Source organism: Vreelandella aquamarina (genome assembly GCF_900110265.1).
In the GTDB taxonomy this organism is placed as follows: Bacteria; Pseudomonadota; Gammaproteobacteria; order Pseudomonadales; family Halomonadaceae; genus Vreelandella; species Vreelandella aquamarina.
The window spans coordinates 1-17,465 of the sequence record NZ_FODB01000043.1 but is presented as its reverse complement, the minus strand read 5'-3'; the positions used below and the strand labels follow the sequence as shown (position 1 = coordinate 17,465).

General features: G+C 53.7%; 10 protein-coding genes and 1 pseudogene. All 11 read left to right on the top strand.

What is annotated here, in order from left to right; genetic code table 11:
• The first annotated feature begins 28 nt into the window (after nt 1–28).
• Nucleotides 29–3,712 carry a BREX system P-loop protein BrxC gene (gene brxC, locus BMY49_RS12195; protein WP_089675693.1) on the top strand — a complete coding sequence of 1,228 codons (3,684 nt, stop codon included), beginning with the start codon at nt 29–31 and terminating at the stop codon, nt 3,710–3,712.
• Nucleotides 3,713–3,945: 233 nt separating this feature from the next.
• The gene (locus BMY49_RS12190) at nt 3,946–4,206 is read left to right on the top strand and encodes a type II toxin-antitoxin system Phd/YefM family antitoxin (RefSeq protein WP_062374361.1); all 261 of its coding nucleotides are present in this window, start codon (nt 3,946–3,948) and stop codon (nt 4,204–4,206) included.
• Nucleotides 4,206–4,586 carry a type II toxin-antitoxin system VapC family toxin gene (locus tag BMY49_RS12185; RefSeq protein WP_089675692.1) on the top strand — a complete coding sequence of 127 codons (381 nt, stop codon included), beginning with the start codon at nt 4,206–4,208 and terminating at the stop codon, nt 4,584–4,586. The genes BMY49_RS12190 and BMY49_RS12185 overlap by 1 nt, the downstream gene beginning before the upstream one ends.
• 178 nt (nt 4,587–4,764) lie before the next feature.
• Entirely contained in the window at nt 4,765–6,246 is a 1,482-nt protein-coding gene (locus BMY49_RS12180; protein ID WP_089675691.1) for an AlbA family DNA-binding domain-containing protein, read from the top strand.
• Entirely contained in the window at nt 6,243–9,908 is a 3,666-nt protein-coding gene (gene pglX, locus BMY49_RS12175) for a BREX-1 system adenine-specific DNA-methyltransferase PglX (RefSeq protein WP_089675690.1), read from the top strand. The genes BMY49_RS12180 and pglX overlap by 4 nt, the downstream gene beginning before the upstream one ends.
• A 3-nt stretch (nt 9,909–9,911) precedes the next feature.
• Nucleotides 9,912–10,136 (top strand): hypothetical protein, encoded by a 225-nt coding sequence (locus tag BMY49_RS12170; protein ID WP_089675689.1) that lies wholly within the window; start codon nt 9,912–9,914, stop codon nt 10,134–10,136.
• Nucleotides 10,137–10,157: 21 nt separating this feature from the next.
• Nucleotides 10,158–10,478, top strand: coding sequence for a hypothetical protein (locus tag BMY49_RS12165; protein WP_208596197.1), 321 nt, complete (start codon nt 10,158–10,160; stop codon nt 10,476–10,478).
• A 78-nt stretch (nt 10,479–10,556) separates the two neighbouring features.
• Complete coding sequence (locus BMY49_RS12160) at nt 10,557–11,918, top strand: Fic family protein (RefSeq protein WP_062374378.1); 1,362 nt, start codon at nt 10,557–10,559, stop codon at nt 11,916–11,918.
• A 191-nt stretch (nt 11,919–12,109) separates the two neighbouring features.
• A complete protein-coding gene (pglZ, locus tag BMY49_RS12155; protein WP_089675688.1) occupies nt 12,110–14,740 on the top strand; it encodes a BREX-1 system phosphatase PglZ type A in 2,631 nt (876 codons plus the stop codon).
• A 72-nt stretch (nt 14,741–14,812) separates the two neighbouring features.
• On the top strand, nt 14,813–16,897 hold the full coding sequence (brxL, locus tag BMY49_RS12150) for a protease Lon-related BREX system protein BrxL (RefSeq protein ID WP_089675687.1): 2,085 nt from the start codon (nt 14,813–14,815) through the stop codon (nt 16,895–16,897).
• A gap of 357 nt (nt 16,898–17,254) precedes the next feature.
• A pseudogene (locus BMY49_RS12140) lies at nt 17,255–17,465 on the top strand (IS1380 family transposase); the annotation flags it as partial.

Sequence of the window (17,465 nt, the reverse complement as noted above, 5' to 3'; positions counted from 1 at the left end):
TCAGGGTTTAAACATTTACAGGACAGATATGCACATTCAAGAGCTCTTCCTCAAACCGCTTAGCCGGTCAATCAACGGCGTGGTCAAGGCCGACCAGCGTGACCAGGAAACCATCTACCAGGAGCTGGATGAGTATGTCGTCACCAATGAGTTAGAAAAGCACTTTCGTGCTTTTTTTGAGTCCTACACCAGCCCCTTGGATGACCCTTCCATCGCCAATCGCGTGGGCGTTTGGGTGAGTGGCTTCTTTGGGTCGGGTAAATCTCACTTTTTGAAAACGCTCTCTTACCTACTCGCCAACACGGAAGCGTTTGATGCCAACGGCCAGGCCAAGCGGGCCGCTGATTTTTTTGATGAGCAGAAGCTGGTAGACAGCTCTATCCGGGCAGACATCGCCAAGGCTGTCCGTGAACCGGCCCACGTGGTGCTGTTCAACATCGACAGCAAGGCCAGCTCGAATGACGACGGCAACCCCATCCTGAACGTCTTCCTGCGCGTGTTTAACGAGCACCAAGGCTTTAGCTCTGATTACCCGCACATTGCTCATATGGAGCGCCACCTAGAAAAACGCGGTGTGTATGAGCGTTTTAAGCAGGCCTTTAACGAGGCCAGTGGTGTGGTGTGGGAAGAGGAGCGAGACGGCTATCAGTTCTACCAGGACGATATCGAGCAAGCGATTGGTGCCGCGCTCGATCTCTCTCCTGAAGCGGCGCATAAATGGTTTGAGGAATCTGAAACCAACTTCAGCGTTTCGGTAGAGAACTTCTGCCACTGGGTGAAAGAGTTTTTGGAGTCGCAGTCAGCTACCCAGCGCATGGTGTTCATGGTGGATGAAGTGGGCCAGTTCATTGGCAGCGACACACGCTTAATGTTGACTCTGCAAACGCTCACCGAAAACCTGGGCACGATTTGCGGTGGGCGTGCCTGGATCGTGGTCACCTCCCAGGCGGATATGGATGCCGTGCTAGGCGAAATGACCGCCTCAAAAGCCAACGATTTTTCCAAAATCGCCGGACGCTTCAAAACCCGCTTATCGCTCTCAAGCTCCAACTCCGACGAAGTGATCCGAAAGCGCCTGCTGGTGAAAACCGACCCGGCACGCGCGGAGCTGGAAGGCGTGTTTGAGGCCAAAGGCTCCATTTTGCGTAACCAGCTGACCTTTGACCGCTCTGGCCCCACGCTAAAAAACATCGAAGGCGTCGAAAGCTTTATCGCCAATTACCCCTTTGTGCCGTACCACTTCCAACTGGTGCAAAAAGTTTTTGAAGAGATCCGCAAGGTAGGGGCGACGGGCGCTCACTTAGCCTATGGCGAGCGCTCCATGCTCGATGCGTTCCACATGGCCGCCAAAGCCGTGCAAGAGAAGACGATTGGCGCGCTGGTACCAATGCACTGCTTCTATACAGCGGTAGAGGGCTTTCTTGATACAGCGGTGAAGCGCACCATTGATCAGGCCAGCGAAAACCCCGTGTTAGAGGCGTTTGATGTCGAAACCCTACGCACGCTGTTTATGATCCGCTATGTGGATCTGGTGAAGGGTACGGTCGATAACCTGGTGACACTCTCGCTGACCCAAATCGACGATGACCGTATTGCCATTCGTGAGCAGCTGGAAGCGACCCTGGCACGGCTGGAAAAAGAGAGCCTGATAACCCGTAACGGCGATGAATACCAGTTCCTCACCAATGAAGAGCGTGACATCACCCGTAAGATCAAAGCCACGGAAGTCACCAGCAGCGACGAGAACAAAGAGCTCTCAAGCCTGATCTTCAAAGACTCGTTTCGTGACCGCAACAAATACCGCTATCCGGTCAACAAAACCGACTACAGCATTGGCCGCTACCTGGATGGCCACACCCTGGATGGCCGCTATCAAAGCCAGCTAAGGGTGGAGGTGGTCTCACCGCTGGATGTGGAGTACGTGCAGCTAAGCGAAGCGGGCTGCATTCACAAAAGCGGCGATAACGGTGGGCAAGTGCTGATTAAGCTGCCCGACGATAAGCGCTTTACCGATGAACTGCGTACCCTGCTGAAAACCGATAAGTTTATTCGCCTGAACCTATCGGCCAACGACCACAGCGTAGAGCGCATTCTGGCAGACCGTGGCCGTGAAAACCAAGAGCGCAAAAAACGCCTGCGGGTGCGCCTGGAAGAGATGCTGCTAGATGCGGACGTGTACGCGCTCGGTCAAAAGCTCGATCTCAACCGCAACCAGTTGAATACCCGTTTGGATGAGGCCTGCCGCTACCTGCTGGAAAACACCTACAACAAGCTGAGCCAGCTCACGGCGCTTAGCCCCGAGCCGATGCGCGAGCTGCAGGCCGTATTAACCGCCGATGACCTGGGCACCCAGAACCTCAACCTGGATGGTGAAGAGGGCAACGCCCAAGCGGTGAAAGAGGTAGAGCAGTATATCTCGCTACATGGCGGCGAGCCGGTGCCCTTGAACCCGCTGATTGAGCGTTTTAGCAACCGACCTTTCGGCTGGCCGGAAGGCGAAACGCTGCTGATTCTGGGCCGCCTGCATGCCGCTGGGCGCTTAACCTTCCACACCGCTGGCCCCGCGCTCAGCGGTAAAGAAGCCTTTGAGCTACTCAACAACGCCCGCCGCCGCAGTGAAGTCCGCCTCCAGAAAAAGCGCCAAACCGAAGATGCGGTACTCAACAAAGCCCGTAACCTCACCAAAGAGCTGTTTGGCCAGCTTGGCCCCACCAGTGAAAAAGAGCTGTTTACCTATTACGTAGACCGCTTATCCCACTGGCGGCGTGAGCTAGAGGCGTACAAAAGCAAAACCGACGTGGGCAACTTCCCCGGTCGCAATGCCATTGAAAACTCACTGCGCGAAGTGGAGCGCCTGCTGCGACTGGACGATAGCTTTGATTTCTTCAAAACCGTCGCCAGCCAGCAAGACACGCTGCTCGATGTTGAAGAAGACTACCGCGATCTCAACGACTTCTTTACCAAGCAGCTCACCACGTGGCAACAGCTGGAGCAAGCGCTCAACCGGTTTGCGGTGAACCGCCTGGAGCTTGAGAAAAACACCCAGGCCCAGCAAGCGCTGGCCGAGTGTGAGCGTATTTACCGCGCCGAAGCGCCTTACGCCATGCTGAACCAGGTGGATGGCCTGGTACGCACGCTGGATGAGGTGAACAACCGCCTGATAGAGGAAAAACGCCAGCACGCCATTGCCCGTATCGACACGCGCATCGCCAAGGTAAGCGCTGAAATAGCCAAAAGCGGCATTGGCACCGCCGAGCTCAGCAACCGCTTGCTGCACCCGCTGCAGCAGCTTAAAGCCTCGGTCAATCAATCGGTCAGCGTCGCGCAAATCTACCAGCTGCAAACCGAAACTGCCGTTGATTTAGAAGAAGAAAGCTTGGATGCGCTTCACAACGCACAGGCTGAGGCGGCCAAGCGGCAGACGCCCGCGCCTGCGGGAAACACCACAACACCGGCTCCAACATCAGAGAACCCCAAGCCAGCCCCACAAACGGCACCAGGTGATAAAGCGTACGACCCGCACACCGCAACAGCACCAGCGGCGGTAAATGCCCCCAAACCCGTGGCAAGAGTGCGTGTAAGCGACGTACTCAGCCGCGTGCATAGAGGGGTGTACCTGGAAAGCCAAGCGGAAGTCGATGCGTTTATGGACGAGCTGAGAAAAGAGCTGGAAGGGTCACTTTCAGCGGGCAAACGGGTACAGGTGCGTTAGTGTTCGAACGATTTTTGTTGAAAGTGGAGCGACAAGCTGAGCACAGGGGGCCGCTGCAATTTGGCAACAGACTGTTGCCAAATTCACCGACGCACCCTGAACCGCCAACAGGGGCAACGACTATCGCCAAGCCTAAGCATCCTGGTTGGCAGGGTATCGACGAGCAGGTTACACTTTAAAAATAACCCGTTCATCCGCGTCGGGTCTGAGCGATACCGCAGAGGTGAGTCATCATGCATGCCAACGTCAAGCAGCTGCGCTTGCAAACCAAAGCTTTGATTGCCGCTACCCAGCGTGGCGAGACCGTAGAGATCACCTTCCACGGCAAGCCATGTGCTCGCCTAGTGGGGGTGGCGTCTGCCACACCTAACAAGCGCTTGGCCCCCAACCCGGCGTTCGGCCTCTGGGCAGATCAGGGCGAGGCAAGCGCCCAGGAGATTGACACCCAAGTCCGCCATTTGCGCGCGCCGCGCTCCTTCGAGGGCAGCGACTGATGCTGGTGGACACGGATGTGCTGATCTGGAATTTGCGCGGCAACCGCGCCGCCGCCCAGCGCCTGGATGACGCGCCAGGTTTCTGGCTCTCTGCCGTCACTTATATGGAACTGGTGCAGGGCATGCGCAACAAGCAGGAGCTAAGGCAGCTACGCCAGGCACTGATCTACTGGCAAGCAAGCATCCGCCATCTGGAAGAGGGGATATCCTCGCGTGCCATGTTTTTGGTCGAAAGCTATGCGCTAAGCCATAACATGCAAATGGCCGATGCCCTGATTGCCGCCACCGCGATGGAGGCAGGGGTGCCTTTGCTCACCGCCAATGACCGCCATTACCGCCATATCGATGGCCTGGAGATCGATGTTTTTCGCCCGGAATAGTTCGTCCTGAGTCAATCACCAAACACTACGCCCCCTAACGCCATGCTTAACCAAGTAGCTGCGCTAGCGCTCAGCGATTTTTGTTGACACGACCAATATTGCCTGTTCACTGCCGTCCCGTGTCCTGGGACGCGGGACAGCGAAGCGGAAAGAAACATGAAAAGGCAACAAGGCACCTATGACCACCGCGACCATTGAACAGCGCCTAAGCGAGCCAGAAGGCAAGCAGCTTGAGTTCAAGCGCGACCTATCATCGCCCAAGCCGCTGATGAAAACACTGGTTGCCTTCGCCAATACGGCCGGTGGCCAGTTGATCATTGGTGTTGACGATGATGGCACTGTGCTAGGCGTGGATGATCCGCTGGATATGGAAGAGCGCTTGACCAGCATGATCGCGGATGCCATTCACCCCCGGCTACTGCCCAATATTGAACTGGTGAGTGTGGGCGAACATACCCTGGTGTGTATTGAGGTGTTTTTGAGCAGCGCACGCCCACACTTTTTCAAAGCGCTTGGCGAAGAAAACGGTGTGCTGGTGCGGCTTGGTTCTAGCAATCGGCAGGCGGGGCTGGCCCTCATTCAAGAAATGCAGCGCCAAGCGAGCGGAACCACCTTTGACGTTCAGCCCATGCCTGAGCTGAGCCGTGACGACCTTGACCAAAACGCCATACAGCAAGCCTTTCGCAGCGAACAACTGCTTGATGACAATAAGCTTCGCACGTTACGGCTACTTGTCTCTTATCAAGGTCGCCTAGTACCCAGCGTGGGCGGAATTTTGCTGTTTGGCCGCGAGCGCCAATGGCACTTTGAAGATGCCTGGATTCAGTGCGGCCGTTTTCGCGGCACCGATAAGGTCGAGATTTTCGACCAGACAGATATTCGCGCGCCGTTACCCCAAGCGGTTGATGACATCGAGCTGTTTCTCAAAAAACATGCTTTCAAGCAGGCAGAGTTTGGCGCCATGCGTCGCCGCGATGTGTGGAGTATCCCGCTGACCATCCTGCGTGAAGCGATTATTAACGCCTTGGTACACAGCGACTACTCCCAAAGGGGCAGCCCTATACGCATTGCGTTTTTTGATGACCGTATCGAGATTGAAAGCCCAGGGCTATTGATGCCCGGCATGACGATTGAAGACATGAAACGCGGCGTTTCGATGATTCGCAACCCAGTGATTGCCCGCGTATTTCGTGAGCTTGGGCTGATAGAGCAGTGGGGCAGCGGTGTGAAGCGTATTTTCTCGGAAGCCCAAGTCCAAGGGCTGCCTGAACCGCATATTGAAGAAATTGCCAACCGCGTGCGTTTGAGTATTCGGCTGGCAACGCCGGTTTCTATCCAGCAGTCAGCTTCAGTGACCCAGGCTGAATCAGTGCAGTCAGAGTCACGGCTAGAGTCACGGCTAGAGTCACGGCTAGAGTCAGCGCTGGCAGCCAGAGTGCTGTTAATACTACAGCAGGAGCCGCTGGGTAAAGCTGCCATAGCGCGTGAGCTGGGTCACAAGGGCGTTTCCGGTGAGCTCAATAAACAAGTAGGCAATTTACGCCAGCAGCAGCTGATTGAAATGACGCTGCCCGAAAAGCCCAATAGCCGCCTTCAACAATACCGCTTAACCCCTCAAGGCCAGCGCTTTTTGCAAGACACTTTCAAGGATCTAACATGAACACCGCCAACATCAAAAAATACGCCCCCAAAGCCCGCGCCCGCTTTATCGACACCATGATGCGCCAAGCGGCCCGGGTGGGCATTAGCCCGGATGGCAAAGGCGGTGTGTTGATTGCCCCCCTGGAGCAAAAGGGTGATGTGTTGGTGATGACCGCTCAGGATGGCCAAACCCACACCGTGCCTGCCCACCTGAAAGGCGCACGGGAAGCGCTGGCCGCGTGGGTGCAGCGCGATGGCTTTACCCAAGCGATAGAGCAGGCCGCCTATAGCTGGTTCAACCGCCTGTGCGCCATTCGCTATATGGAGATTCACGGCTACCTAGACCACGGCCGCCGCGTGCTGAGTGGGGCAGGGGGCGAAGCCGGGCAGTTTCAGATTCTGGAGGAATGCTTAGAGGTAGATTTACCCGGGCTAGACACCGCCCGCGTGCGTGAACTTAAGCTCGACGGCACCCAGGATGAAACCCTCTACCGCGAGCTGCTGCTGGCCCAGTGCCATGCCCTGCATGAGGCCATGCCGTTTCTGTTTGAACCGCTGGACGACGCCAGCGAACTGCTGCTGCCGAATAACCTCACCAAAACCGACTCACTCATACGCGAGCTGGTCGAGGCGATTCCCGAGGAAGACTGGCAAGATGTAGAAGTGATTGGCTGGCTCTACCAGTTCTACATCAGCGAGAAAAAAGACCAGGTGATCGGTAAGGTGGTGAAAAGCGAAGACATCCCCGCCGCCACCCAGCTGTTCACCCCCAACTGGATCGTTCAATATCTGGTGCAGAACTCGGTAGGCCGCCAGTGGCTGCAAACCTACCCAGGCTCGCCACTCAAGGCCGAAATGCCGTACTACATCGAGCCCGCCGAGCAGGAGCCCGAGGTACAGGCACAGCTGGACGCCATCACCCCGGCCAGCCTCGACCCCGAGACCATCAAGGTACTCGACCCCGCCTGCGGCTCCGGCCATATTCTGGTAGAAGCCTACAACGTGCTGAAGGCGATCTACGAAGAGCGTGGCTACCGCACCCGCGATATCCCCAAGCTGATTCTGGAAAACAATCTTTTCGGCTTGGACATCGACGACCGCGCTGCCCAGTTGGCGGGCTTTGCGCTCTTGATGAAAGCACGTGAAGACGACCGCCGCATTCTCACCCGCAACGTGCGCCTAAACGTACTCGCCATGCAGAGCAGCCAACACCTGGATGCCAATACCCTATGGCGCGACCTGAACCTCACCGGCGACTGGCACCAGGGCCAATCCCAAAGCCTGTTTGATAGCGAGCAGCAAGACCTTTCCAACAACGACGCCACTTACAAGCTAATAGCCGACTTGATTGAGCGCTTTCAAGATGCCAAAACCTTCGGCTCGCTGATTGAAGTGCCCAATGAATGGGAAGTGCCGCTGAAAGCACTGTTGGAAGAACTAAGCGAACTCACCAACAGCGGCGATATGATGCAAAAAGCCGCCGCCCAGCGGCTGGTGCCGGTAGTGCAGCAGGCTTGGGTATTGGCACAGCGCTACAATGCGGTAGTGGCGAATCCGCCGTATATGGGCAGTGGCGGTATGAATACAGTATTAAAAAAACTAGCTCAAGAAAACTTCTCAAATAGTAAAACTGATTTGTTCTCGGTTTTTATTGAGAGGTGTATTAGTTTAGGTAATTATAGATCTGAAATGGGGTTGATTACCCCTTACGTTTGGATGTTTATCAAGTCCTACGAGAAAATAAGGAGAAAAATTCTTGCTGAACATACCTTGAATTCTTTGATTCAGCTTGAGTACAATGCGTTTTTACCGGCATGTATACCTGTTTGTGCATATACAATTAGCAAGCAAAGTTTTTCAGGCTATAAAAGTAAGTATATAAGGCTTTCTGATTTTAAAGGTCATGAAAATCAAGCTCCGAAAGTTCTAGAAGCGATAAATGATCTAGACTGCGCTTGGTTGTACGAATCCAAGCCTGATAATTTCAAATCTATACCCGGTGCTCCTATCGGATACTGGGCTAGCAAAGATATTTTTGAGGCGTTCGATAAATTCAAAAGTTTTAAAGATATTTGCTATGCTGGTTTTGGAATTAAAACGGGTAATAATGAAATATTTTTAAGGGAATGGCACGAAGTATCAAAAATCCAGATAGAACTAAATCAAGCTCCTGACGAGCCAACAACAAAGCGATGGTATCCGTGTGCCTCTGGTGGTAGCTACAGAAAATGGTATGGCAATCAAGGCCTGATAGTTAATTATAAAAATGAAGGTGAGGATATAAGGTTATATGCTCAAAAAAATGGCAATAGCTTTGGCTTTAATGGGGCCAAATATTATTTTAGAAAATCTATTACATGGCCAAAATTAACGTCTTCAGCAAATTCATTTCGCGCAACACCTTCAGGTAGTATATTTGATGGAGTGGGCCTCTCTGCTTTTTTTGAGAGTGATGATGACTATTTTTTAGCATTATCTTTGCTAAATTCAAATATTTATGAGTATTTGATTGCTATTGTTGCACCAACACTTTCTTTTACCTCTGGCGATTTTCTAAAACTTCCTTTCCCTAATCAATATTCAGAGGTTTTGATTTGCGCTGCTAAAAAATTAGTTGATTTGCATAAAAAAGACTGGGATAGGTATGAAAACTCTTTTTTATTTGAAGAGAATCCTATTGTAGCTATTGAAAAAGAAAGTATTCGTGATGCGTTTGAATCATGCGTTGATGAGTGGGTTAAAGAGGTAGAGGAATGCAGGAAATTAGAAGAGGTTATTAACATTGAAACTGCTTCTATTTTAGGTGTGGAAAGTGTTCGTTCGAATGTAAAGCTGAGCAAAATTACTTTGCACAGCAACATGCACTATCGATATGCAGGTGTTAAAGATGAGCAATTTAATCAGCTTAGACTCAAATCAGATACTAATTGTGAACTGATATGTTACGCCATCGGCTGCATGATGGGCCGCTACTCGCTGGATAAGCCCGGCCTGATTCTCGCCAGCCAGGGCGAAACCGTCCGCGACTACCTCGCCCAGGTCCCCGAACCCAGCTTTGCCCCGGATAAAAACGCCATCATCCCGCTCACCGATCAGGAATGGTTCCCCGACGACGCCACTAACCGCTTCCGCGACTTCGTGCGCACCGTCTGGGGCGAGGAACATTTGCAAGAAAATCTCGATTTCGTCGCCGAAAGCCTCTGCCTCCACGCCATCAAACCCAAGAAGGGCGAGGCCGCGCTGGACACCATCCGCCGCTACCTCAGCACCCAGTTCTTCAAAGATCACCTGCGTACCTACAAAAAACGTCCCATCTACTGGCTGTTCTCCTCCGGCAAGCAGAAAGCCTTCGAGTGCTTGGTCTACCTGCACCGCTACAACGAAAGCACCCTCGCCGAGATGCGCACCGACTACGTCATCCCGCTCACCACCAAGCTCGCCAGCTACGTGGAAAAGCTGGAGCAAGACAAAGACGCCAGCACCTCCGCCGCCGAAGCAAAAGCGATTGAGAAAGAGCTAAGCAAGCTTTATAAACAGCAAGCCGAACTCAACACCCTCGACGAAAAACTCCGCCACTACGCCGACCAGCGCATCTCGCTGGATCTGGATGATGGGGTGAAGGTGAACTACGGGAAGTTTGGGGATTTGTTGGCGGAAGTGAAGCAAGTGGTGGGGAAGTAACATATGAAGCTAAAAAATATCGAAGAGCTGATTAATAACGAGGGTGAAATCACCATCGGAAGAATTGGGCCGGTGCGCTGTGGTGCTTCTGCAAGCGATGAAGCTAATTGCCTTGCGATGTTAGCTAGGCGACCTGGCGAGTCGTTTGAGGCGTTTCTTATACGCCTGGATTCCGCGATTGAGGATGCTATTGAGCATGATATCTTCGCAGATGAAATCAATCCATAAAGTGCAATGTAAGGAGCTTTGATGACGACTCCCATCGGCCGTTGGCGTATCACCTGGATGGAAACGTGGGATCAGGACTTTGTCGATTTGATTGAGCCGGGCCACTTCCGGTTTGATGAAAATGGCCTCGGCTATTTTATCTTCGGTGCTGTTGAAGGCCAGCTTGACTACCGCCTTTCAGAAGGCGGCAAGCGTATCGATTTCAGTTGGTCGGGCAATGATGAGGGCGATGAGAAATCTGGCCGTGGTTGGTTTACGTTTTCATCATCGCGTATCACCAAAGGGTATTTTTTCATTCACTGCGGGGATGAATCAGCGCTAGAAATTGAACGGCAGCCGTGAAGAGAAAAATAATAAGTAGCAAGCTCCTATTGTGGCTCATATACTAATATTTAATAAATTAGTAGTTGGAGCAATGTGATGAAGGTGCCTGTCTCTCCACCGTCCCAGGAAAAGCTACTTGAGCTGCTCAAAAGTGGCGATGTCGCTAAAATGGCGTTGCTCTTTGGTCAGGCGGTTGGGCCGACGGACAGTAAAGGCCGTTACCTACACTGGGACAAGCTTAGGCATCTGGCCATGCCTAAAGGTTACGATGCCGAGCTTTACTGGCTGGCCATGCGCAACGCGCGAGAGAAAATTTCCAGAGACCTATCTTTTAAGGATAAGCAGGGGGCTCCCTTTCGGTTTTGCATACCGGATACCGTGATGCGTGACATTCTCTGGATCAGTGAGAACGCGACGGGGGCAATCAAGGCAGACAGTAAAATCTCAGACCCTCACACAAAGCAAACTTACCTGATCAACTCGCTGATTGAAGAAGCCATCAATTCGAGCCAACTGGAAGGGGCTTCAACCACCCGCCAGGTGGCCAAGGATATGCTACGTTCGGGAAGAAAACCCAAAGATCATTCTGAAAAAATGATTCTTAACAACTATAACGCCATGCGTTTCATTCGTGAGTACAAGGAAGAAACACTCACGAAGTCAATGATATGCGAATTACATAAGATCGTGACAGAAGATACGTTACCTACAGAAGATGCTGATAAAGCCGGTGTTTTTCGAGGTCCAGATGAAGACATAAGGGTGTACTCACTCGATGACAAGCTGCTACATACGCCGCCATCCTATCAAGAGCTTGATGACCGTATTCAGCAGCTATGTGACTTCGTCAATGCGGAAAATGAGAACGAGGCTAGCTTTATACCGCCTGTTATCAAGGCCATCGTTGTCCACTTCATGATTGGGTATGACCACCCCTTTGTGGATGGCAATGGCAGAACGGCACGGGCTCTTTTCTATTGGGTGATGGCCAAGGAGGGGTATTGGCTGATGGAGTATATCTCTATCTCTCGGGTGCTGAAGCAGGCACCCGCACAATACATGGCGGCATACCTGCATACAGAAACGGATGGTAATGATGTTACTTATTTCATTATTCATCAGCTTGAAGTGATCAAAAAATCGATTGCTGATCTGCATCGCTACCTCACTGACAAAGCAGGAGAGTACAGAGAGGCTGAAAAAATCCTCAAGAAATCAAAGCTCAATGGTTTGCTCAACCATCGGCAGCTGGGGCTGTTAAAAAATGCGTTGGATAACCCTGGGATGGAGTACACCATTAAATCCCATCAGAATTCCCATGGGATTGCTTATCAGACCGCACGAACCGACTTGTTAGCGCTATCAGATAAGTATCATCTGCTGAAAAAATATAAAGTCGGTAAAAAGGACGTTTTTATCGCGCCTGCCAATATGCTGAATCTGATAAAAAATGACTGATGTATATTTTCCCGTGCCAGAGCAGAGCAGAGCAGAGCAGTGCATGGCTAGGCAGCGCTGCCGCTTTTACTGATCCGAACGTGATAATATTTTGAATCCTAAGTCTTTTAGCGTCCAAGTACACGTCGCTATCTATGAGATGGCGGCGTGACTGGCAGCAAGTTTTAACGTTTATGTGGCAAGGAGGCTAGATGCAGCTCGACCAACTCCAGCAGGGCTTACAACACGCCTTCTTCACCGACCGCCACCGGATTGTGTTCTGGTACGACGCCCCTGGCCACTTTGCGGATTCGCTGAATGAGCTCGCGCTGAAAGGCGTTCAGGTGATCAATATGGCGGGGGAGTCTACCCTGGGCGTGAAGCTACGCTTGGAGCTGGAAGAGGCTGAGACGCCTACGCTGCTCTACTTTCCCTCTGCCGAGCCAGCCCCAGAAGAGGACTGGCTGTTGGATATCAAGCTGTACTCTGGTCGCTTCTACGCCGACCGCGTTTCGATGATTTTCAACGAGCTGGGCCTAACCCGCCATGTACTGCGCGAGCACTTGGCGCAGCGGCAGGCGTTCTTGGCCAGTCGTAAGCGAATCGAAGCGTTGAAGCGTTTGGTCACGCCTTCTCTTAGTGAAGATGAGCTGGATCTGGCGATGCTGGCCGTGGTGGTGGGGGCCACGTCTCTTGACGTGGCCACGCTGCTGTTCCACTTGGCTGAAGAAGCGGTGGCCAATGAGCTGGGGTTAGAGACGAACCCAGCGGCGTTGGTCGAAGCCGAGAAGTACGCCTTGGTGCCTGCGCTGGTGCGTGCTCTGCAGGCCGAGGTGGGTTACCCCGCTAGCCAAGCAGAACTCAACGGTGAAGCGCCGCTGAACTTCGGCCAACTGATGCTGCGGTTATTGATTACTGGCTACTGCGAGAGCATTTCTGATATTCCTGACTGGGCGCGTCAGGTGGCCATTCCCTCTGTTAATGCTCGTGCATCTTCGCGGGCGCTGCTCACTCGCTGGCGGGATAGCTCGCGCTTTTACCCCGCGTTTGATGTGATCTCCGGGTGGGTGGCGGATGCCCAGCGCATTGATGACAAGCTGCAGGATGTGCCGCTAGAGCAGCTAAGCCATGTGGCGACGTTTGAGGTGGTGGAGAAGCAGATCATTGTCGATCTCTGCCAGGCGATTCCCACGGCGGATGCCCGCGACCTGAAGCTGTTCGACAGCATCATTGTGGCGCGCCTGGACGGTTATTGGGCGTCTCGGCATAAAAACGATGCCCGCCGCGAGCGCTACCGGCAGCTGTATGCCGCACTGACGGCGGCGATTGCGCTGTTTAGCCTGCGTCATCTGCATGCTAAAGGCTTTCATTACGAGAGTGTTGAGGCGCTCTACCACGCTTACCAAACAGATCTCTACCGTTTTGATACCGCCTATCGCCATTATGCCGTGGCCTCGGATACCACCGGCGTTGAGCTGCTTAAAAACCTGGATGCCGCTGTTGAGCGCTGTTACGACGAGTGGTTCCTGGGCCAGCTCACCCGTAACTGGAGCGAGCGCGTGGAAGCCGAACAGCGGCTCACCCACTGGAAGCTACCCAATATCCCCAGCCAGCAGCATTTCTACCGAGATTGGGTGCAACCCCAGCTAGCCGCTAGCCGCCAAAAGCGTGTGGTGGTGGTGATAAGCGATGCCTTCCGCTATGAAGCGGCGGAAGAGCTGCGTGAGCGCATTAATGCCAAGCGCTACAGTGAAGCGACGTTAAAAAGCCAGTTAGGTGTGGTGCCTAGCTACACCACGCTGGGAATGGCCTCGCTGTTACCGCACCGAGAGCTCAGCTATCAGCCGGGCAGCGATACGGTGCTGGTGAATGGCCAATCCACCCAAGGTACGGCGAACCGCAGCAAGTTACTTAAAGCCGCGCTAGGCGGGGAGGCGTTAGCCGTCACCGCCGAGGACGTAAAAGGCTGGAGCCGTGAAGAGGGGCGCGAAAAAATTAAAGGCGTCCAACTGATGTACGTTTACCACAATGTGGTGGATGCCCGTGGAGATTCCGCTAACACCGAAGGCGAGACGTTTGCGGCAGTCGAAGATGCCATCGATGAGCTGGATCAACTGACCCGCAAAATTTTGATGCATTTGAATACCAGCACAGTGCTGGTGACGGCAGACCACGGTTTCTTATTCCAGCGTAGCGCCCTGGATGCCACCGACCGCACGGCGCTTACGGACAAGCCTGCCTCCGCGTTCAAAAGCAAAAAGCGCTATGTGCTGGGCGAGTCGCTGCCCGATAACCCCAGCGTGTGGCACGGCCATACCCGCGATACCGCAGGCACCACCTGTGACACCCAGTTCTGGATACCCAAAGGCGCGCACCGTTTTCACTTCGTGGGCGGGGCGCGGTTTGTACATGGGGGCATTATGCCCCAGGAAATTGTGGTGCCGGTGCTCACCGTGCAGCAGCTGCGGGGCGAAAAGGTGGAAAAGCGCACCAGTCGCAAGGTGGAGGTGATCTCACCCAAGGCATCGCTGAAGATGGTCAATAACATTCAGCGCTTTGAGCTGCTGCAAACTGAAGCGGTCAGCGAGCGCCTCCGCCCGGTCACGCTGTCGGTGGCGATTTACGCGGGCAGCGAGGTCGTTTCCAGTGAAGAAGTCGTGACCTTCGATAGCGCAAGCGACAATATGAACGAGCGCATGAAGTCGGTGCGCCTCTCGCTATCGGGCACGTCATTCGACCGCAAAAATGACTACTTCCTGGTGCTGCGCGATAAAGACCTGGGCACCGAGCGGGAGCGCTACCGGGTGGTGATTGATCTCGCGTTTACGGATGATTTTTTCTAGGCCCGTCATCAGCTGGGAAGCTTTTATGTTTGTGCATTGTGCTTTTTTCGTCGTTTAGGAGTGACCGCCCACATGGATTTTGATTCACCTTCCGCCACGCACGTGACCGACGCCCTCCAAGACGCCGATCTGGATACGCTGCTCAACACGCACTTTGCGGGCCGCGTGGTGCGTAAGGATCTCACCCAGCGCGTGAAAGAGGGCGCTAATGTGCCCGTGTATGTGCTGGAGTACCTGTTGGGTATGTACTGCGCCTCCGACGATGCGGAGGTGATCGCTAAGGGGCTGGAAAACGTCAAAGCGATTTTGACAGATAACTACGTGCGGCCCGATGAAGCGGAGAAAGTGAAATCCATTGTGCGCGAGCGCGGCAGTTTCAAGGTGATTGATCGTGTCACGGTGCGTCTTAATGAGAAGAAAGATCGCTATGAAGCGGCGTTCAGTAACCTGGGCATCAAAGATGCCGAAATCTCTGCAGGCATTGTTAAAGAGCACGAGAAGCTGCTGGTAGGCGGTATTTGGGTGATTGCCACGCTCAGCTACTTTCATGAAGAGGGGCAAACAAGCTCGCCGTTTGGTGTCAGCCTGCTCAAGCCGATTCAGATGCCCCACATGAACATGGACGAGCTGTTTGAAGGGCGGCGTGGGTTCACCAATGCTCAATGGCGTGAAGTGCTGATTCGCTCGATTGGTATGGAACCTGCCGAGCTAGACGAAAGCGTACAGTGGCACCTGCTGGCCAGGATGATTCCGTTTGTCGAGAACAACTACAACGTTTGCGAGCTAGGGCCACGGGGCACCGGCAAAAGCCATATCTACAAAGAGTGTTCACCCAACAGCATTTTGGTCTCTGGCGGGCAAACCACGGTGGCTAACCTGTTCTATAACATGAGCTCACGGCGCATTGGCCTGGTGGGCATGTGGGATTTGGTAGCATTCGATGAAGTGGCCGGTATCTCGTTCAAGGATAAGGACGGGGTGCAGATCATGAAGGATTACATGGCCTCTGGTTCTTTTGCCCGTGGGCGCGAACAGATGGAAGCCTCAGCCTCGATGGTGTTCGTCGGCAACATCAACCAAAGCGTGGAGTCGCTGGTAAAAACCAGCCACCTGCTGACGCCATTCCCCGATGCCATGATTGATGCTGCCTTCTTTGACCGCTTCCATGCCTATATTCCCGGCTGGGAAATCCCCAAGATGCGCCCCTCGTTCTTCACTCAGCGCTATGGGTTTATCGTCGATTACCTAGCGGAATTCTTCCGTGAAATGCGCAAGCGCAGCTTCGCTGATGCGATTGATCGCTACTTCTCGTTGGGTGATAACCTCAACCAGCGTGACGTGATCGCGGTACGTAAAACGGTGTCGGGCCTGCTGAAGCTGATGTTTCCCCATGGCGGCGGTTCACAAGGGCTGATGAAAGACGATGTACGGGACTGCCTTGAGTACGCCATGCAGGTACGCCGCCGCGTGAAGGAGCAGCTGAAAAAGATTGGTGGCATGGAGTTCTACGATGTTCATTTCAGCTACATCGACAAAGAGACCCTGGAAGAGCACTTTGTGTCGGTGAAAGAGCAGGGCGGTGGCGGCCTAATTCCAGAAGGCCAAGGCAAGCCAGGCGTGGTGCATACCATTGGCCTCAGCGATAAAGGCATGCCGGGAGTTTATCGCATCGAAATGCAAGTAACCGCAGGCAGCGGCAAGCTGGCCATGTCAGGGCTCTGGAATTCCACGGCCGCCAAAGAGCAGGTCAAAATGGCGTTCGATTACTTCAAGGCCAATGCCAGCCGCATCAGCGGAGCCCGCAAGGTGTTGGAGCATGATTTCCACCTTCATGTGGTCGACCTGCAAAATAGCGGCGTTTTGCGCGATCTCTCACTCGCCAGCCTGGTTGCGTTCTCTTCAGGCCTGGTAGGTAAACCTACCCAAAGCCAAATGGTCGTGCTGGGCGACATGAGCCTAGGGGGCAGCTTGAAGCCCGTCGCGAGCTTAGCAGAATGCCTGCAGGTTGCCTTTGACGCCGGTGGCAAGCGCGTCACCCTGCCCATGAGCAGTGCCATGGATATTCCTACCATCCCCGGAGAGCTGTTCACCAAGTTCCAAACCAGCTTCTATGCCGAACCGATTGATGCAGTGGTCAAAGCGCTTGGGGTAGATTAAGGTTAATGAGTCTACCGTGATACTGCATTCATAGTTTCGCACGCACTGCAGAAGGCACTTAGATGCAAAAATCTAATGAGTCCAGTGATATAAAAGCAGACGGTGGCCCTCTGCAGCGGCTTAAGGGCTCGGTCGGCAAATATGAGCTGCCATTTGAGCCTATAGGCGTTGACGACTGGGAAGCCATGCAGGCGGAAGAGCCTGTTCCAGCCACCCAATCAGGTGATGAGCATCCGCCGAGATAGGCACGCATTGCACATGCCATCCTGAATCCGTGAGACCGGCCCCCGGAAGCACTTCTAACCCACTGACCTGCATGGCAATATAGCCATTATCGCCATTCACCCAGACAGTGCCATGCCCAACATAAAGTTCCGCGCCAGTCGCCGCACCCTCACCAGCCACGCCGGGCTGTCCATCATCGGGCAATGCTTCGAGATCGCTGGCGTCGACAGCATCGACAGCCGCTTCCCCACCACGCTGGGCATGCGCACCAGTGACGTGATCAAGAGCTACCTGGGCCTGCTGTGTCTGGGCATGAGCGACTATGACGCTGTCGAGAACTTCC